This window comes from Pseudoalteromonas xiamenensis (assembly GCF_030994125.1).
GTDB lineage: Bacteria > Pseudomonadota > Gammaproteobacteria > Enterobacterales > Alteromonadaceae > Pseudoalteromonas > Pseudoalteromonas xiamenensis_B.
This window is the reverse complement of record NZ_CP099917.1, coordinates 549366-568348: the sequence shown is the minus strand read 5'-3', so window position 1 is coordinate 568348 and position 18983 is coordinate 549366. Positions and strand designations below refer to the sequence as shown.

At 43.0% G+C, this 18983-nt stretch carries 13 protein-coding genes; 9 read left to right on the top strand and 4 right to left on the bottom strand.

What is annotated here, in order from left to right:
- Positions 1-44 precede the first annotated feature (44 nt).
- Positions 45-2618, top strand: coding sequence for an ATP-dependent chaperone ClpB (gene clpB, locus NI389_RS02510; protein ID WP_308361435.1), 2574 nt, complete (start codon positions 45-47; stop codon positions 2616-2618).
- 61 nt (positions 2619-2679) lie between these two features.
- On the opposite strand, the gene NI389_RS02505 is transcribed toward clpB, so the two are convergent.
- Positions 2680-4230: a methyl-accepting chemotaxis protein gene (locus tag NI389_RS02505; RefSeq protein ID WP_308361434.1), complete on the bottom strand. Its 1551-nt coding sequence runs from the start codon at positions 4228-4230 to the stop codon at positions 2680-2682.
- Positions 4231-4308: 78 nt separating this feature from the next.
- Between NI389_RS02505 and NI389_RS02500 the strand changes: the two genes are divergently transcribed.
- The 3 genes from NI389_RS02500 (at position 4309) to NI389_RS02490 (ending at position 7614) form a co-directional block, all read left to right on the top strand.
- Positions 4309-5256 (top strand): zinc-binding dehydrogenase, encoded by a 948-nt coding sequence (locus NI389_RS02500; RefSeq protein ID WP_308361433.1) that lies wholly within the window; start codon positions 4309-4311, stop codon positions 5254-5256.
- A gap of 57 nt (positions 5257-5313) precedes the next feature.
- A complete protein-coding gene (gene gshA / locus NI389_RS02495) occupies positions 5314-6891 on the top strand; it encodes a glutamate--cysteine ligase (protein ID WP_308361432.1) in 1578 nt (525 codons plus the stop codon).
- A gap of 120 nt (positions 6892-7011) precedes the next feature.
- Positions 7012-7614 carry a transglycosylase SLT domain-containing protein gene (locus NI389_RS02490; RefSeq protein WP_308361431.1) on the top strand — a complete coding sequence of 201 codons (603 nt, stop codon included), beginning with the start codon at positions 7012-7014 and terminating at the stop codon, positions 7612-7614.
- Between the two features lie 225 nt (positions 7615-7839).
- Here NI389_RS02490 and NI389_RS02485 read toward each other — a convergent pair whose 3' ends face one another.
- Together NI389_RS02485 and NI389_RS02480 are read right to left on the bottom strand one after the other, a co-directional pair.
- Complete coding sequence (locus NI389_RS02485) at positions 7840-9126, bottom strand: HlyC/CorC family transporter (protein ID WP_208843502.1); 1287 nt, start codon at positions 9124-9126, stop codon at positions 7840-7842.
- Positions 9127-9198: 72 nt separating this feature from the next.
- Entirely contained in the window at positions 9199-10005 is an 807-nt protein-coding gene (locus NI389_RS02480; RefSeq protein WP_308361430.1) for a cytochrome C assembly family protein, read from the bottom strand.
- Positions 10006-10169: 164 nt separating this feature from the next.
- Between NI389_RS02480 and ffh the strand changes: the two genes are divergently transcribed.
- Both ffh and NI389_RS02470 read left to right on the top strand, forming a co-directional pair.
- On the top strand, positions 10170-11549 hold the full coding sequence (ffh, locus tag NI389_RS02475) for a signal recognition particle protein (RefSeq protein WP_208843500.1): 1380 nt from the start codon (positions 10170-10172) through the stop codon (positions 11547-11549).
- Between the two features lie 248 nt (positions 11550-11797).
- On the top strand, positions 11798-12886 hold the full coding sequence (locus NI389_RS02470; protein ID WP_308361429.1) for an alpha/beta hydrolase-fold protein: 1089 nt from the start codon (positions 11798-11800) through the stop codon (positions 12884-12886).
- On the opposite strand, the gene NI389_RS02465 is transcribed toward NI389_RS02470, so the two are convergent.
- Positions 12858-14843, bottom strand: coding sequence for a winged helix-turn-helix domain-containing protein (locus tag NI389_RS02465; RefSeq protein WP_308361428.1), 1986 nt, complete (start codon positions 14841-14843; stop codon positions 12858-12860). The genes NI389_RS02470 and NI389_RS02465 overlap by 29 nt on opposite strands.
- 359 nt (positions 14844-15202) lie before the next feature.
- Here NI389_RS02465 and edd point away from each other — a divergent pair, with 359 nt between their 5' ends.
- The 3 genes from edd to gap are packed head-to-tail and all read left to right on the top strand — an operon-like array spanning position 15203 to position 18713.
- A complete protein-coding gene (gene edd / locus NI389_RS02460) occupies positions 15203-17050 on the top strand; it encodes a phosphogluconate dehydratase (RefSeq protein ID WP_308361427.1) in 1848 nt (615 codons plus the stop codon).
- A 21-nt stretch (positions 17051-17071) separates the two neighbouring features.
- A complete protein-coding gene (gene eda / locus NI389_RS02455; RefSeq protein ID WP_308362475.1) occupies positions 17072-17692 on the top strand; it encodes a bifunctional 4-hydroxy-2-oxoglutarate aldolase/2-dehydro-3-deoxy-phosphogluconate aldolase in 621 nt (206 codons plus the stop codon).
- Between the two features lie 16 nt (positions 17693-17708).
- Positions 17709-18713, top strand: a complete 1005-nt coding sequence (gene gap, locus NI389_RS02450; RefSeq protein ID WP_308361426.1) for a type I glyceraldehyde-3-phosphate dehydrogenase — start codon at positions 17709-17711, stop codon at positions 18711-18713.
- The last annotated feature ends 270 nt before the right edge of the window (positions 18714-18983 follow it).

Sequence of the window (18983 nt, the reverse complement as noted above, 5' to 3'; positions counted from 1 at the left end):
CAGACCCATAAAAGGGGTAGAGACATTTTTTGTAGGTAACATCCATGAGAATCGACCGATTTACCAGTAAATTCCAACAAGCACTTTCAGATGCGCAATCATTGGCGCTAGGCCGCGATCACCAGTTCATAGAACCTGTTCATTTAATGTATGCGTTATTACAACAATCCGGTTCCAGCGTCCGTATGTTGTTGGCGCAAGCCGGAATTAAAGCCGAAGAAGTAAACACCAAAGTTTCTCAAGCTATTGAAAAACTTTTCAAAGTTCAAGGCTTTGGTGGCGATGTTCAACTGTCTAATCAGCTCATTTCGCTCATTAACTTGTGCGACAAGTATTCTCAACAGCGTGATGATAAATACATATCCAGTGAACTTTTTGTTTTTGCAGCATGTGAAGATAAAGGCACGCTAGGTGATATTTTCCGCTCACTTGGTATTACGCAAGACAAAATTGACAAAGCAATTAATGCGATGCGCGGCGGTCAGAAGGTCAACGATCCAAACGCTGAAGAAGCTAGACAAGCACTTGAAAAGTTTACCGTCGACCTAACAGAGCGGGCAATTCAAGGTAAACTTGATCCTGTAATCGGCCGCGATGATGAAATTCGTCGCACTATCCAAGTATTGCAACGCCGTACTAAAAATAACCCGGTGCTGATTGGTGAACCCGGTGTAGGTAAAACGGCCATTGTCGAAGGTCTCGCACAACGTATCGTGAACGGTGAAGTTCCTGAAGGTTTGAAAAACAAGCGAGTTTTGTCGCTTGATTTAGGGGCATTGGTTGCGGGTGCAAAATACCGAGGTGAATTTGAAGAGCGTCTAAAAGCGGTACTTAATGAATTGGCCAAAGAAGAAGGTCAAGTTATTCTGTTTATTGATGAAATTCATACGATGGTGGGTGCAGGAAAAACAGATGGAGCGATGGACGCGGGGAATATGCTGAAACCGGCATTAGCGCGTGGGGAGCTGCATTGTGTGGGGGCGACGACATTGGATGAGTACCGTCAATATATTGAAAAAGATGCCGCTTTGGAAAGACGCTTCCAAAAAGTGTTTGTAAGTGAACCGACAGTAGAAGACACGATTGCGATTTTACGTGGATTGAAAGAGCGTTATGAGCTCCATCATTCTGTGCAAATTACCGACCCTGCCATCGTTGCAGCGGCACATTTGTCGCATCGTTATATATCAGATCGCCAATTACCCGATAAGGCCATTGACCTAATTGACGAAGCGGGATCATCTATTCGTCTGCAGATTGACTCAAAGCCGGAACCGCTAGACAAGTTAGGACGTCGCATCATTCAGTTAAAACTTGAAGATAATGCGCTGGCAAAGGAAAAAGATGAAGCAAGCCGCAAACGCCGCGACGAAATGCAAACGCTAATTGCAGAGTTGGAAAGCGAGTACAAAGAGCTCGACGAAGTATGGAACGCAGAAAAAGCGTCGCTACAAGGCACACAAACCATTAAAGCTGAACTTGAGCAAGCGCGTCTAGATCTAGAGGTTGCACGCCGTGCGAGCGATTTACAACGCATGTCTGAGCTTCAATATGGGCGTATTCCAGAACTTGAACGTAAATTAGACTTGGCTTCTCAAGCTGAAATGCAAGAGATGAGCTTACTGCGCAATCAAGTTACTGAAGACGAAATTGCTGAGATCTTATCGCGTTGGACGGGTATTCCTGTATCAAAAATGCTCCAAGGTGAGCGAGAGAAGCTACTTCAAATGGAAGATGAGCTTCATAAAAAGGTCATTGGTCAGCACGAAGCGGTGGTTGCGGTTGCAAATGCGATTCGCCGCTCACGGGCTGGACTTGCAGATCCAAACAGACCGATTGGTTCCTTTTTATTCTTAGGTCCAACAGGGGTGGGTAAGACTGAGCTGACTAAAGCGTTAGCAAACTTCATGTTTGATACTGAAGATGCAATGGTGCGCATTGATATGTCAGAGTTTATGGAAAAACATTCCGTCGCGCGTTTAGTTGGCGCACCTCCGGGTTACGTGGGTTATGAAGAAGGTGGCTATTTAACAGAGGCTGTTCGAAGACGTCCATATTCGGTTGTATTACTTGATGAAGTCGAAAAGGCACATCCTGATGTGTTCAACATTTTACTGCAAGTGCTTGACGACGGACGTTTGACCGATGGCCAAGGTCGTACGGTAGATTTCAAGAACACGGTCATCATTATGACGTCAAACTTAGGGTCCGATATTATCCAAGAACAAGCGCAAAGTAATGATTATGCAACGCTTAAAGAAAAGGTTATGAGTGTCCTAACTACGCAGTTCAGACCAGAATTCATAAACCGGATTGATGAAACGGTGGTATTCCATCCACTTGTTACGGAACACATAAAACATATTGCAAGCATACAATTGGCGCGTCTTGAAAAACGATTGACGGAGAAGGGCTATCGTTTCGAATTGAGTGAGGCGGCACTTGAGAAAATTGCAGCGAATGGATTCGATCCGGTATTTGGAGCGAGACCATTAAAACGAGCAGTGCAGCAGTATGTTGAAAACCCACTCGCACAACGCCTGTTGGCTGGTGACTTTGTGCCCGGTGACAGCATCAAAGTAGATGTTGAAGGGGATGACTTTGTCTTCAAAGTGTAAATAGTAAAAGATAGAATTAAGGCCTCGAAAGAGGCCTTAATTTTTTCTGGAACATGGCCTTTTACTGAGACTTGAAGGTCATCAGAAGTCCTTTAATTTTCTCTGCAGACTCTACCAACTGAGCGGCATCTCGCGCGACACCAAAACTTAATTCTAAGTTTTCCGCGCTGAATTCACGGATATTATTGATGTTAGAGTTAATGTCTGTGCTGACCACTTGTTGTTGTTCTGCTGCTGCAGAAATTTCTTGCGCAGAAAGTGCAATTTCACTGATCTCACGGAATATATCTTCTAAGTCATTTTGACTCGCTAAACTGCTTTGGGCGCAGCCATCCGCTCGAGATTTGGTGCTTTGCATTACTTCTGACCAGCGGTAAAGCGTATCCTGAATTTCTTTAATTGACGCGTGAATGTGTGTTGTTGCGCTTTGCGTGCGGGATGAAAGCGCTCGTACTTCGTCAGCAACAACCGCAAAACCTCGACCATGTTCACCTGCACGCGCGGCTTCAATCGCCGCGTTTAATGCTAATAAATTGGTTTGTTCAGCAATGCCTTCTATTTCGCTCATGACCTGACCAATCTTGTCTGCTTCTGTTGCAAGGGATGAAGCCGTTTGTGCAGCTTCATCAACTTGGCTGGCGAGACTGGTCACCATGCTGGTGTTTTCCGCCATGCTGCTACGGATAGTTTCACAGCTTGCTTGGGTGTTGTTCACTTTATCCGCTGTTCGAGCGGTATTCTCTGAGATGTCGCCGATAGTTGCACTCATTTGAGCCATCGCAGTGGCGATGTCCTGTAAACGTAAGCCTTGAGATTCAATGCCTTTTTCGGTTTGGCTCGATTGCTTATCTAGATTTACAGCTATATCTTTAAAAGTGACCGTTGAGTCTTTCACTCGCCCGAGTACCGTACGTAACTTGGCATTCAACATGCCGATATTAAATTCAGCGATGCTAAACGGGTGTGTTCCGCAATAAACATACCGGGATACGGAATCAAATTCAGCTTGTTGGTCGGCAAGTTTATTTGGTGTAACGACGAGTTCTTCATAGTTACAGGCAATAATTGCCGCTATCATCGCAAGAACGATGAAGGCAGATAACGCTGTGCCGAAATAAGCAGACGCGGCCACGGCGACTACCGTTGAAATAAGAGATAACCAAGTACGCAAGTTTCGCTTTTCACGCCAGCTTGACAGCGATTTACCCGAATTAATCTTTTCGTAGATCACCTGCGCGCGTCTTTTCATTTCGTCAGTTGGTTTGACTCGCACAGATTGATAGCCGACAAGTTGGCCTCGCTCAAAAATGGGGGTAACAAAGGCATCTACCCAATAATAGCGCCCATCTTTACAACGGTTTTTGACTACACCACGCCAAGAATGTCCTGCTTTTAGCTTTTCCCAAAGCTCCTTAAACGCCGCTTTAGGCATGTCAGGGTGGCGTACGATATTGTGATTCTTTCCAATGAGTTCTTCTTTGCTGTAACCTGCAATTTTGCAAAAAGCGTCGTTTGCATACGTTGTAACACCGCGTAAGTCGGTGGTAGACACAAGCTCTTGATCGGAAGGATACGTCACTTCTTGGTCTATAATATTTTGTCCACGACGCATACAAATCCTTAATTTACTGATTTTAATTATGTTAGATTATAGCCATTCAAAGAAGTGTCATAAAGTATCTTATTCGCCATGAATGCTCATAAATACGGAATTTTTGACTTTGGCTCAGTCGAAATGATTAGATGTCAGTCGTTATTGTTGCCTCCAATTCAGAATGGATTCATTCGTTTACGAATGATCAGTGCGTCTATAAATCCCATTGATGTCAAAACTCGAGCCGGTTTTGGATTTGTCGCTGCAAGCAAGCGTCCAAAAGAGTTTCTTAGTCTTGGCTACGATGTGTATGGCGAAATTATCGACGCCAGTGAAGAGGCTAAGCCTTTAATCGGAAAATGTGCCTTTGGCATGACTGGATTTCCTAATTCGCCTGGAACCTATGCAGATGTTTTGGATGTACCAGTTGAAGAAGTATTTATTTTGCCAGAGGTGAAACAAGATATTGATCTAGGCGGTCTTAGTTTAGCCGGATTAACCGCAATGCAAGCATTACAGCGATTGCCGACTCACTTACCGTTATACGTTAGTGCGCCAACCGGAGGCGTGGGGCACCTTGCGATCCAAATAGCCCGAATACTTGGATATAACGTAACAGCGGTAACAAGACGTCCTGACAATCCAATGTTGTCACAACTTTCGGCGCGTCTGGGATTTAATGTTATCTCTTTCGATACGTTTTTTGCAGAACAGCGACAGGGGGCATTGTTGGACCTCGTCGGAGGTGACGTTGCAAAACAGTGTTTAGATACCTTGCTAGACGGCAGTATAATCGTGACTGTACCTACGATCACGAAGGACCTGATCTGTTCTCATGCTCTATCGAGAAATGTTGAAGCAGTAGGTGTTGTTGTGCAAAAAGATGTGTCGCAGTTGGCGTGCTTATACGATTGGTATAAGAGAGGGGAGTTAACACTCCACATTGCAGAACGCTTTTTGTTACAAGACGTAAATTTGGGCCATCAAATGATGGAATCGGGCGACTACAGTGGTAAATTATTAATCGTAGCTAACCACTTGTAAAAGCAGAATGTCGCCCCAATAAAGTGCAGATAGCCATGAGGGCTCGAGGACTTATATTTGACAACTTTGACACTTAGCGATGCGTTAAGCGCTCTATCGCAACCCGAATTTGTAGGTGCCTTATCAGGTATCAAAAGAGGTATCGAACGCGAGGCATTAAGGATTAATCCAGATGGTCGTATAGCCCAAACAGGTCATCCAAAAGGATCGGGTCACGCGCTGACTAATCCTCATATAACGACAGATTATTCCGAAGCACTCTTGGAGTTTATTACGCCAGTTAGCGTGAACGCAGAAGAGACACTTGGCCAACTCAGCGATTTGCAAAAGTTTACGCTTGCACAAATGGGCGATGAAATGCTTTGGCCAATGAGCATGCCTTGCTACATCACATCGCAAGAAGACATTGGACTTGCACAATTTGGTGAGTCAAATATCGGGAAAATGAAAACGTTGTATCGACAAGGTTTAAAAAGTCGTTATGGCAGTATGATGCAAGCGATAGCGGGTGTTCATTTTAACATGTCGTTTTCCGATACCTTATGGACGTCTCTTGCAAAAATCGAAGGTTATGAAGGACCTCTACAACCGTTCATTTCCGACCGTTATTTAGGGCTTATCCGTAACTTCAAACGTGAACTTTGGCTAATTAGCTATTTATTTGGTGCATCGCCTTCGATTTGCAAATCGTTTTTGCAAGGTCGTGAAACGAATTTACCTTTCAATAAAGTAGGCAAGGGCACGCTCTATCTTGAGCATGGTACGGCACTGCGACTTGGTAATTTGGGCTATACAAATAGTGCTCAATCAAGTTTGAAAGTGACATACAACTCGTTATGCGATTATGTAAAAGGGTTACAGTCTGCAATTCGAACAAAATCTGATTTGTATTCATCCATACCGGATTATCGAAGCGAAGAACCAATGCAATTAAATGGCAATATTCTTCAAATCGAAAACGAGTTCTATTCGCCGATCCGCCCCAAGCGCAATACGAAAGCGGGTGAAACGCCAACTCAAGCTTTAATGAGAGATGGTATTGAATACATTGAAGTGCGCGCACTTGACGTGAACCCTTTCGTTCAAGAGGGGATCAGCATTGAACAAATTCACTTCCTCGATGTATTTTTGACTTATTGTTTGCTTAAAGACTCTCCTGAACTTGAATGGGACGAGCAGCAAGCCACTCAGCGTAATCTTCAATGTGTCGTCAACGAAGGTCGCAATCAATCAATTAAGTTAGATGATTCCGGAAATTCTGTGTCGCTTAGAGAATGGGCAACGCGCATTTTCGCTGATTTAGAAATCGTTGCCAAAGCGCTCGATATAGCCTATCAATCGTCAGTTTATTCTAAAACAATAGCAACGATGAAAGATTGGGTTGATGACAGTTCACTGACGTATTCAGGTCGTTTTGTTCAAATGCTTAAAGACAAACAAATGGACGGTGGTGCAATAGCAATTGATTTTGCAAAACAATATAAACAACAGCAACTAGCGGGATTGTATTCTGTCTATTCTGAAGAAATGTTAAGTGTGCTTGCGGACACATCATTTACTAAAGCAAAAGAAATTGAAGAGAATGATGAGAAATCATTCAAGGCATTTTTACAGGATTACTTTGAAAAGGCATAAAAAAAGTGCAGCCAATTGGCTGCACAAATATAACTTTCAGGGATGAAACAATGCTAAACTGCTGCATTCATATATTCAGACTTCGCCTACTAAAGAAAGTTCATTGAGGAAAGTAAAAAAATGAAAAAAAATTTTTTTCTCCTTCCTTTAGTCGCGCTAATGGCAGCGTGTGCTACTGCTCCCCCTAAACAACCTGATGATATTTGTAAGATTTTCGAAGAAAAGCCCGACTGGTATGAAGACGCAAAAGATGCGCAAGAAAAATGGGGTTCACCGAAACATGTTCTAATGAGCATGATGTATCAAGAAAGTTCCTTCAAACACGATGCACAGCCGCCGATGGAATACATTCTTTGGGTGATCCCAATTGGTCGCGCAAGTTCTGCATATGGCTATTCACAAGCTAAAACGCCGACTTGGGCGGACTATATCCGAGAATCAGGTAATTCAGGTGCAGACCGCGACGATTTTGATGATGCCATTGATTTCATGGCTTGGTTTGTAAACAAAACGCATAAAATCAATGGTGTGTCGAAATGGGACGCGTATGCGCAATATCTTAACTACCACGAAGGGTGGGGAGGATATCGCCGAGGCACGTATAAAAAGAAACAGTGGCTAATGGGGGTTGCGAATCGTGTAAAGCATCGTGCCAGCCGTTATAGTACCCAATTAAAGCGTTGTGAAAGCGACTTAGGTAAGAGTTGGTGGGAAATATTTTAGCGTTGTGAGCGACTGCACGTTGGCACGTGCTTTAATTTATAGTTGTCACTGTCACTAACTGAACCGCTATTCGAGCTCGACCTTTGCAAGCTTTATACTTGCAAGTCGGCATAACTATTCTTGGTTATCTCTCGAGGGTGTACAGGTCGAAATATAAAAGCACCACTGGTTAATTTTAGTCAATAAAAAAGCCGCTTTACGCGGCTTTTTTATTGACTAAAACAGTTAATTGCCTGTGGCATTCACTCGATTCAAGGGATGAATACGCACAAGTTTTATCATGTTTTCTTTAATCTCAAGCACCTCGATAGGGTAGCCTGAGATTTTCAAACTCAGTGCGGAATCAGGAATGTCTTCCAAATATTCTACGATTAGACCACTTAATGTTTTTGGACCATCGAGAGGAAATTCCCAATTCATTTCTTTGTTTAGGTCTCGAACGTTAACACCGCCATCAACCAACACAGTTCCATCTTCTTGAACGATGATCTCTTCGCTTGGCGCCTTAGACTGCGTTGTGGTGAAATCTCCAACTACTTCTTCTAGTATGTCCTCTAACGTAACAAGACCTTGAATATCACCATATTCATCTACAACGATACCAATACGTTCTTTACTTTGTTGGAACTTTAACAATTGCGTGGTAAGTGGCGTGCCTTCAGGAATATAGTAAATTTCACGTACGGCACGAAGCAACGACGATTTATCAAATTGTTCTTTCGACGACATTAACAGTCTGAATGCATCGCGTGCGTGGATAAAACCAACGGCATCATCAATTTGATCACGATATAGAAGAATGCGCGTGTGTTGAGCATGCATTAGCTGTTTTGAAATGTCTTTCCAGTCATCGTTAATGTCAATAGCGATGATCTCATTGCGCGGCACCATGACGTCTTCAACTTTCATTTGTTCAAGGTCAAGGATAGAAGTTAGCATGTCTTGATGGTGAGTAGGGAACAACGCGCTAGATTCCGAAACCACCGTTTTTAATTCTTCTTTACTTAGGCTGTGCTCTTCAATTTGTTCTGGGGTGATACCGAACAAACGTAACATTCCGTTTGTAATCCAGCTTACCGCAACAACAAATGGGAATAATATTTTCAGTAAGATCGCAAGGACCACGGAACTTGGAAACGCCACCTTTTCAGGGTAGAGTGCCGCTAATGTTTTAGGGGTTACTTCCGAGAAAATTAGAATAACTAGAGTAAGAGCGAAAGTAGCAACAACGATACCCGCATCGCCCATTAATCGCATACCAATAACGGTAGCAACGGCCGACGCTCCAATATTAACAAGGTTGTTGCCTATAAGGATCAGACCGATGAGTCTGTCAGGACGGTTTAGAAGTTGATCAACGCGCTTTGCTGCTTTGTTGTTTTCTTTCACCAAATGTTTTAGTCGATAACGGTTAATTGACATTATGCCGGTTTCTGAGCCGGAGAAATAACCTGAAATCAAGATCAAAACGCCAAGGATTATAAATAAGGCGCTCGTCGATATGTCGTCCAAAAGAGGATCCCTTTTTTACTAAAGAACGGTTATTAAGCGTTAACGAGACATCAGTGTCAAGTCAAACAGGCCCTAAAACTTCAATAAAATCACTTCTTGAATGAATCTGCTGCCAAAGTAGGCAAGTGTGACAATTCCTGACGCAATCATGATGGTAATGACCACCGCTTTACCGCGCCAGCCAAGGAAATGGTGTCCAAAAGTAACGGTTGAGAAAATCGCCCAAGCAACCAACGAAAGCACTGTTTTATGGATAAACTCTCGCGCAAACATACCATCCAAGAAGACAAATCCTGCCGCCAGAGCGAGGGTTAACAACACAGTTCCAATCGTAAGCAATTGATAAAGCTGTCTTTCAACTTGCATTAACGGTGGAAGATGGCTTTGTACAATTGCAATATCTCGGTTTTTGAGGCGCTTATCAATAAAGTAAAACTGCACGGCATAGAGAGTTGCAATAATTAGCACGCAATAAGCCAATAAGCTCAGTGAAATGTGAGTGACCAGTCCAACATCGATATTGATGCCATGCATAATAATGTGATGCGGGATAAACAAGCTTGCAATCAGTAAGATAGCGGCGAAGCCATAAACGACGGGCAGCAATAGTGTTGCTGGAAACTTTAATGAGACGGCTGTCACGGAGACGACAATTAACCAACAGGTCAGCATTGCGACATTAACGGTACTTAAATCTTGTCCGTTAGTTGTAAAAACGGAATTCACCAGAACCAACATGTGAACTAAGATAGCCGCGGTGCTTAGTAGCAATGTCTTTTTTTGACTTGGGCCTTGTTTATCAAAAAGGCGCGATAGGACGTGACCCGTCGCGAAAGCGTAAAAAATACTGGCAAGGATAGAGAGGCTTATAACAAGCATGTGACTGAATCGCTTTTTTGAAGTTTCCTTTTCAGGCTATTGTATTTTAAGCACACAAAAAAGCCTAGGGCTAATAAAAAGAAACTTATCCAAACATTGATACTGTATTATCCGCCACCATATCAGTATAATCGCGGCCATTAACGAATATTTGGAACTTTTGCATGTTTGAAAATCTTCAAGAACGATTAGGTAAGACTCTCAAAAACATCAGCGGCAGGGGCCGTTTGACTGAGGACAACATCAAAGACACGCTGCGTGAAGTACGTATGGCGTTGTTGGAAGCGGATGTTGCATTACCCGTTGTTCGTGAATTCGTAAAACAAGTAAAAGAACGAGCCGTCGGCGTTGAAGTAACAAAAAGTTTGAGTCCAGGTCAGGTCTTTATCAAAATCGTTCGTGACGAGCTTGAAAAGGCAATGGGTGAATCAAACGAAGAACTAAACTTGAGCACACAGCCACCTGCTGTGTTAATGATGGCCGGTCTACAAGGTGCGGGTAAAACCACAAGCGTTGGTAAACTTGCGAAATTTTTAAAAGAAAGACACAAAAAATCAGTTTTAGTGGTATCTGCGGACGTATACCGTCCAGCGGCAATCAAACAGCTTGAAACGCTTGCATCGGATGTCGGTGTGGAGTTTTTCCCAAGTGATATTTCGCAAAAGCCAGTTGATATTGCGAAAGGTGCTATTGATCATGCTAAGCGTAAATTCTTTGATGTAGTGATAGTAGATACTGCAGGTCGTTTACACGTCGACGCTGACATGATGGACGAGATCAAAGATTTACATGCCGCTATTAAGCCTATTGAAACATTGTTTGTGGTTGACTCCATGACAGGTCAAGATGCGGCAAATACAGCAAAAGCGTTTGATGATGCTTTACCACTCACAGGCGTAATTCTAACTAAGACCGATGGTGATGCGCGCGGTGGTGCTGCGCTGTCTATTCGTCATATCACAGGCAAACCGATCAAATTTATCGGTGTCGGTGAACGTACTGACGCACTTGAACCTTTCCACCCAGACCGCGTAGCTTCACGAATTTTGGGCATGGGCGATGTGTTATCGCTTATCGAAGAAGTTCAAATGAAGGTGGACAAGGATAAAGCGGCTAAAGTGGCAGAGAAAGTCATGAAAGGCGATGACTTTACGCTTGAAGACTTTGCAGAGCAGCTACGCCAAATGAAGAACATGGGTGGTATGATGTCATTGCTTGAGAAATTGCCAGGCATGAACAATTTACCAGATGCAGTGAAAGGCCAAGTTGGTGATAAAGCGTTCAATCAAATGGAAGCAATCATTAACTCGATGACACCGCTTGAGCGCAAAAAGCCTGATTTAATCAAAGGCTCACGCAAAAAACGTATTGCTGCGGGCTCAGGCACTCAAGTTCAAGAAATCAATAAGTTGCTGAAGCAATTTATGCAGATGCAAAAAATGATGAAGAAAATGAAAGGGAAAGGCGGCATGATGAAAATGATGCGCAATATGAAAGGTATGATGCCTCCTGGTATGTTTGGTGGTGGTGGCCCTAAATTTTAATTTCTACTTCATTCTATAAAACCCAGCCTTAGCTGGGTTTTTTGTTTTTAACACTGTGCTGCTTGTATTACGGTTGTCTTTGACGATGAACTGTCTGTTTTCACGTTGTCTCGATAAAAAAGGCGTTTAAGTAAAATTACTATTAGCAAATCAGGTATTCATCAACAGATCAAAATGATGTCTGAAGGAGTTTAAGATGGGATTGCGGTGTAATAACTCAACTTAACTAAAACACATAAAGGATAATTATGTCTATTCGTACCCTGATGTTACTTGCTCTGCTGTTAAATTGCTTCATTCGCGTGGAAGCACTTGAACCCTCCATAGGCCCTAAAGTGACCTACCATCAAATTCAGTCGAAGCAAATGGCATCGCCACTGAGATTAAAAATGGTGCTACCCAACAGTTACCATGATAAGCCGACACGTCACTATCCGTTATTGTTAACTCTTGCAGGTGAAAGTCAGATAAATTCTGTCATTGCCCAAGTGGACTGGTTAAGTCATGTCAGTTTTGGTCCTATGCCAGAGGTGATACTTGTTCAGCTACCACAACTAAACACTTCCGATGCGATTGCAAAAAAAGTTGTTGTTGAGGAAATATTGCCTCATTTAAAGACCCAGTTTCGTCTAGCGCCTTTTACTTTGATAGAAGGGTTCTCAACCTCAGGTGTCACTGCACTGGGCTACTTCGCAGAATTTCCAACGATCTTTCAGGCAACGATAGTATCGAGTCCCGCATTTGGACTAAAAAACAATGCATGGTTGGAGGAGTTAATCGCGAAGTTAACAGCAAATTTGGGTGAGCGTTACTTATACGTAAGTAAAAGTGGGTTTAGCGACGACGCAGCGAGTTATGAACAATTAAAGGCATCATTTACTCATGTTTCAAATGCTCATTTTGCTGATTTGAGTCAGCAAAATTACTTGTCAACAAGCCTCATTGGCTTTGAACAAGGCGTTAAAATGCTTTTTGAAGTACGCGAAATTAACAACTTTGAACCATTTGCTCGAGAAGGACTTAGGAGCGTGCTCGAATATCATAAAATGTTACATAAACGTTTTGGTTTTCAAATATCGGATACGGATAACTTAATGGGATTGGCAGGTTACTATTTCAACCATAAGCAAATAACCAACGCAAACCAAGTTTATGAGTATATGAAGGCACGGGATGAAAATAACGTTTTGATTCAAGTTAGACATGGGCAAGCATTACTTGAAAACGATCTGGTTGACCTGGCAAAAGAGGTATTTTCCAGCGCTTTAAAACTCGCGCAAGCGCAAAATAACACCGAAGCGGTGGAGTTTATTCAACGCCATCTTGAACGTCTTTGATGACCAATTTTACTATGTCCGAACGCTTGGGAGCGTAGTTATCAGACAGCATTTTAAGTGGAGCAGTTTTCACGTCTGTGGCAAAAAGCGCATTTTCGTCGAACGTTGCTATTTTTTCGCGACTGAAATTCTCGGTATTTATCGCCCAAATGCGAGCAGCTTTGTCTTGAGTATAGAGATGCTCGCTACGTAAGTAATATCTAGATTGTATGGTGATATCTGAAAATAATTCAGTGGGTGGGCTACTAGGTTTATCAAGCGATGAAACCATTAGTTTCCCGATCCCTTTTGGATTGAAAATGAGTTGATTACGTTCAGTCAATTGCGCCCACCCAACTTTAGCGTTTATTAAGGGTTTTGTAGCGAAAGAGTCTAGCGCTAATTGGATTGGTTCATAGGTTTCGGCATGTCTCATTAACAACCAGCCCTTCGCGCTATGCTGCATCAAGGTATCTACCGCAGGGCTGGTTATATTTCTTATTTTGTACGTACTCAGATCAAATTCATAGAGATTTTTATTCGATATAAACCAAAGACCTTTACCATCTGCTTGCCATAAAAAACTGGACACAGGTTGTTTACTAGTGAGTTGCCTGAGTTCGCCATTCCTGCTGAGCCAAATTTGATGTTGTCCCGAACGCGTGGAAATAAAGGCAATGCTATCGTCGTTAGGACTGTATTGCCCCATAGTTTGAGAATACGGCGTTGAGAAGAGTTGCTTGTCGAAGTATTGCTCTGTATTCCATTGCCGTTCGTTGATTTGCCAAGGATTGATACTGGCCTGAGCTAAGAATGTGTTGTTATCTAACGCTGCGATAAGGTCCAACTTTTCCATTCTGGGAATTACGACGTTTTGTGCGTTATTTTCAGCGTTAATGTAGCGGAAAAGTTTATGCTCATGAGTTTGAAATACCATGCCTTTGCGGTTTATAACAGCATTGGAAGCGGCTGATTGAGCATAGGGAGAAGGATAAAAGGTCGTCATTACGAATGATATGTTTTCAAGACGGCCTAACCAAATTCCCGTTTGGCCTTGGTTATCGGTTCCGCCCAGCAGAATTTGGCCGTTCGAGACGTTTAGGTTGTTGATTTGGTCAAGATGAGCTTGGTGTGTTAGGTCAATTTGAACTGATTTTTGCGTCGAAAAATCATACGCAAAAATGGAATTTTGTTCGGATTTGCTGGTTTTAAGATAAATAAATTGGTCGTTATTGAGCCATTTCGCGCCATGGTTAAAGTTGTTCGTACACGGGACGACAACGCGAGATTTATGGTTGTGAAGGGAATATATTCTTACTTGAGCACATTTGACCTTGTTGACGAATTGAACCTCTGAAAAGAGTATTAAGCTACCTTCTGCATTCAAAGAGGTTCCACCATAAAATTGGTGAGATGAATACAAAATTCGTTTTTTCTGGGTATCGATATTTTTCAAAACTAGGTGATGTGTATCATTGTTTTGTTCAATATAAATAAGTGAATTTTGGTCCAAACTCGCTCCCCGTTGATATAGGCTCTCAAAGGTCAGTGATTCGATTGCTTCAACAGAAAGTGGGGAGGTGTGCTTTTCGAATGTTGTGCCGATAAAAAAAGCAACCGCAATTACAAGTATTACGCTAATCGTAATGGCAACTCGAGTATATTGCCTTGGCGCAGAGGATAAACGTGTTGGATTCAGTCGATAGCCTAATTTCGGAAACGTCTCGATAATCGTCTTGCCGTCATCGCCGAGTGCTTTTCTTAAATGCGTAACACAGCGTTGAAGCGCATTGGGTTCAACCACGGTATCTGCCCAAACGATCTCAATCAGATCTTGGTAAGTTAAAACAGAACCCTCTGCATTGACTAGAGCAGTCAAGACATTTCGGACTTTAGGTTCTAAGATTGTCCGCGAATCACCATAAAAAATCTCACCAGTTTTTACGTCGACCAAACGCTCGTTTATATGAAAACGCAAGTTATCTCCGATAGTTAGAAAAGCGCAAATACCGATGGGAAGGATGCATGAGTTCTGTTTCGATGTAAATAGGGGCAACTTACGCCATGTAGGAGATCTGTTTCAATCAAATCCATAGACAGAAAAATGAAATTTAACGGTCATTATTTGGTCAAATGTGAAAAGTAGTCTAAATTTTATGAGAAAGGTTGACACCGGTGTCAAGTTCATGCGTTAATAAAGTGACACCGGTGTCAGGTTGGGGTGAGAGACAACCTGACAGCGTACCTTTGAACGGGTAAATCAAAGCTGCTCAGTATGGTTGAGCGAATCAATCCTACTGAGCCTTTTTCCTTTCATCTCAAGAAGAGAGTCATATTATGTTGCATCCACGGATTAAAGAAGTCACAGAACGTGTCATTGAACGCAGCAAGGCGAGTCGCCAAGCCTACCTAGAACGTATGGCTTATGCTAAGAAACAAACACGAGTTCGCGCTGGCATTGGATGTGGCAACCTAGCACACGTTATGGCTGCATGTAGCAGCAGCGATAAAGCACGGCTGAAAGCCGATGAGCAACCCAATATTGCCATCATTAATTCTTACAACGATATGCTTTCTGCCCACGTGCCATATAAAGACTACCCAGATTTAATAAAAGCAGTTGCTGAAAAATACGATGCAACCGCGCAAGTTGCAGGTGGCGTGCCTGCAATGTGTGATGGCGTGACACAAGGCCGCGACGGTATGGAATTGTCTTTGTTCTCACGCGATGTCATTGCAATGTCTACCGCAGTTGCGCTATCTCACGACGTGTTTGATGGCGTTTTGTGTCTCGGAGTCTGTGACAAGATTGTCCCTGGATTGCTAATCGGTTCATTAAGCTTCGGTCATCTTCCTGTTTTCTTCTTGCCAGCAGGTCCGATGCAATCGGGTATTCCAAATAAAGAAAAAGCACGTGTTCGTCAAAAGTTCGCACAAGGTTTAGTGTCTCGAGAAGAATTACTTGAGGCAGAAAGTGCATCTTACCACAGCGCAGGCACTTGCACTTTCTACGGCACAGCAAACTCAAACCAAATGTTGATGGAGATCATGGGTCTTCATTTACCGGGTAGCTCGTTTATCAACCCTTACACGGAATTACGCGACGGTTTAACTGCCAATGCAGTAGAGACGATGTTACAGCAACTTATTGACTCTAAGTCAGCCAATACATTAGGCGATATCGTTAGTGAAAAGACGGTGATAAACGGACTCGTTGGTTTATTAGCTACAGGTGGCTCAACAAACCACGCAATTCACTTGGTGGCAATGGCGAAAGCGGCTGGTATAGAGATCAATTGGAAAGATATGGCTGACTTATCTGAAGTTGTGCCGTTGTTAACACGTATTTATCCAAACGGTTCTGCAGACGTAAACCATTTCCAAGCTGCAGGTGGAATGGGTTTCTTAATGCGAGAGCTACGTGATGCTGGTTTCCTGCACAATGATGTTAAAACAATTGTGAGTGATAGCTTAGATGCTTACACGAAGGAACCGCGCATTAAGCAAGATCTTACTATCATGACGGACAGCACATTACCTTGCAAAGTAGAGTGGGTTGATTGTCCAGCAACATCCCTAGATGCTGAAGTACTTCGCCCAGTTAGCGATCCGTTTAACAAACAAGGCGGTCTGCAATTACTAACAGGCAACTTAGGCAAAGCGGTGATTAAAGTATCTGCTGTCGCAGAACAACATCAGGTCGTCAGTGCGCCAGCCAAAGTGTTCAGCTCACAAAGTGCGTTGCAACAAGCTTTTTCTGCTGGTGAGCTGAATCAAGATTTTATTGCTGTAGTTAAAGAGCAGGGTCCTAAAGCGAAAGGGATGCCTGAGCTTCACAAGTTAACGCCAGTAATGGCGACCCTTCAGGACCAAGGTTTTAAAGTGGCTATCGTCACTGACGGACGTATGTCTGGTGCGTCAGGTAAAGTACCTGCGGCAATCCATTTAGCGCCTGAAGCGGTCGAGGGTGGCATTATCGCGAAAGTACGAGATGGTGACTTAATTACCTTGGATGCACCAAAAGGTGTATTAAAACTTCATGTTTCAGATGAAGAGTTGGCAAAACGAGAATTAGAAATAAGTCAAACCGGCATGACATATGGCACAGGCCGTGAGTTATTTGCTGGATTCAGAAACATCGTGAGCAGTGCTGATTTAGGCGCAAGCTCATTTGGTATTGAATAACAATTGGGAATGAGGGACGTGATGAACATCGAAGCTATTTTATCATCGGCACCAGTTGTACCTGTAGTTGTGATCGACAATTTAGACGACGCGGCTCCGCTTGCTAAAGCTTTATATGCGGGTGGTTTACGTGCATTGGAAATTACATTGCGTACACCAGTGGCTGCTGAAGCTGTGAAGTTGATGAAACAAGCTGTACCAGAGGCGTTTGTTGGTACGGGCACCGTTGTTGATAAGGCTACTTTCGACGCATCGGTTGAAGCTGGCGCCGATTTTATGGTGAGTCCAGGTGTAACAGACGAACTGATTGCACTTGCAAAATCAACAGACATTCCATTTTTACCGGGAGCTGCTACGCCAAGTGAAGTTATGCGTTTGGCGTCTCATGGTTTTAAGTTTTTAAAGTTTTTCCCTGCAGAAGCGGCAGGAGGGGCACCAATGTTAAAGTCAATTGGTGGACCAATTCCTCACGTAAAGTTTTGCCCGACCGGCGGCATCACGCTCGAATCTGCACCTAAGTACCTATCACTGAGCAACGTTGTGTGTGTTGGTGGTACTTGGATGGTCGATAAGCAACTTATTGCAAACAAAGATTGGCAGGCCATTGAAGCGCTTGCAAAACAAGCAAGTCAAATTAAATAATCAAGGGGACTCGAAAATGATTAAAATCGCAATTAATGGCTATGGCCGTATCGGTCGTAATGTTTTACGTGCTCTCTATGAGTCAAACCAACAAAATGAAATCAAAGTTGTTGCAATCAACGACTTGGCTCCAGCAAATGTAAATGCACACTTGACGCAATATGATTCAGTGCACGGCAAGTTTTCGCAAGAAGTGTCGCTTACAGGCAATACACTTGTCATTGGCAATGATGAAATCGAGCTGGTTCAAGAACGTGATCCATCAAATCTTCCTTGGGCACGTTTAGGTGTAGATGTTGTTCTTGAATGTACGGGGTTGTTTACTGACCGCGCAAGTGCCTCTAAACACATTGAAGCAGGTGCGAAAAAAGTAATCGTATCAGCACCAGGTAAAGAAATGGATGCCACGGTTGTTCACGGTGTAAATAGCGATGTACTGACTGCATCGAGTAACATCATTTCAAATGCCTCTTGCACGACTAACTGTTTAGCGCCTGTAGCGAAAGCATTGAACGATACTATCGGAATTGAACAAGGTAGTATGACCACTATTCACGCTTACACTAATGACCAGGTATTGACTGACGTATACCACCCAGATCTTTACCGTGCGCGCAGCGCAACGCAATCTATGATCCCAACAAAAACAGGTGCAGCAGCAGCTGTTGGTCTTGTGTTGCCTGAGCTTGCTGGAAAACTTGATGGTATGGCTGTTCGTGTTCCAACTATCAATGTGTCACTTGTGGATCTGACCTTTGTTGCGTCACGTGAAACGACTAAAGAAGAAGTCAATGCAGCGGTTAAAGCGGCAGCGCAGGGTGCTATGGCAGGCGTACTTGAAGTGAATGAACTACCTTTGGTATCAATTGACTTCAATCACAATCCAGCATCGTCTATTTTTGATGCAACACAAACACGTGTTGATGGCAAACTAGTTAAAGTAATGGCTTGGTACGACAACGAGTGGGGTTTCTCTAATCGTATGTTGGATCAAGTAAAAACACTTGGAAAATTCTTGTAATATCAATGTTTATCCAATACAAAGCCGACGTTATGTCGGCTTTTTTTATGCCATTTTTCCACGATTGCTTAAGTCTTGGATTCAATATTCTAAAAGTATGTGATCCATTTAAATCCTTTTGTCATTTTTCAACTTTTTATTAATAGTTTAGCGAGCTTGTCTTAGATCAAAAAAACAAAATTCCATAGGCGTACTATGACTTTAACGGAACAGAAACAAGTTGATAAAAGTTACTGTTGCCACTTTTCTCTATGTGTAAAGGAGTCTCAA

Coding starts and splice junctions, on each gene's coding strand:
- clpB (WP_308361435.1), top strand. CDS start 45: ATGAGAATCGACCGATTTACCAGTAAATTCCAACAAGCACTTTCAGAT.
- NI389_RS02505 (WP_308361434.1), bottom strand. CDS start 4,230: ATGCGTCGTGGACAAAATATTATAGACCAAGAAGTGACGTATCCTTCC.
- NI389_RS02500 (WP_308361433.1), top strand. CDS start 4,309: ATGAATGCTCATAAATACGGAATTTTTGACTTTGGCTCAGTCGAAATG.
- NI389_RS02490 (WP_308361431.1), top strand. CDS start 7,012: ATGAAAAAAAATTTTTTTCTCCTTCCTTTAGTCGCGCTAATGGCAGCG.
- NI389_RS02480 (WP_308361430.1), bottom strand. CDS start 10,005: ATGCTTGTTATAAGCCTCTCTATCCTTGCCAGTATTTTTTACGCTTTC.
- ffh (WP_208843500.1), top strand. CDS start 10,170: ATGTTTGAAAATCTTCAAGAACGATTAGGTAAGACTCTCAAAAACATC.
- NI389_RS02470 (WP_308361429.1), top strand. CDS start 11,798: ATGTCTATTCGTACCCTGATGTTACTTGCTCTGCTGTTAAATTGCTTC.
- edd (WP_308361427.1), top strand. CDS start 15,203: ATGTTGCATCCACGGATTAAAGAAGTCACAGAACGTGTCATTGAACGC.
- eda (WP_308362475.1), top strand. CDS start 17,072: ATGAACATCGAAGCTATTTTATCATCGGCACCAGTTGTACCTGTAGTT.
- gap (WP_308361426.1), top strand. CDS start 17,709: ATGATTAAAATCGCAATTAATGGCTATGGCCGTATCGGTCGTAATGTT.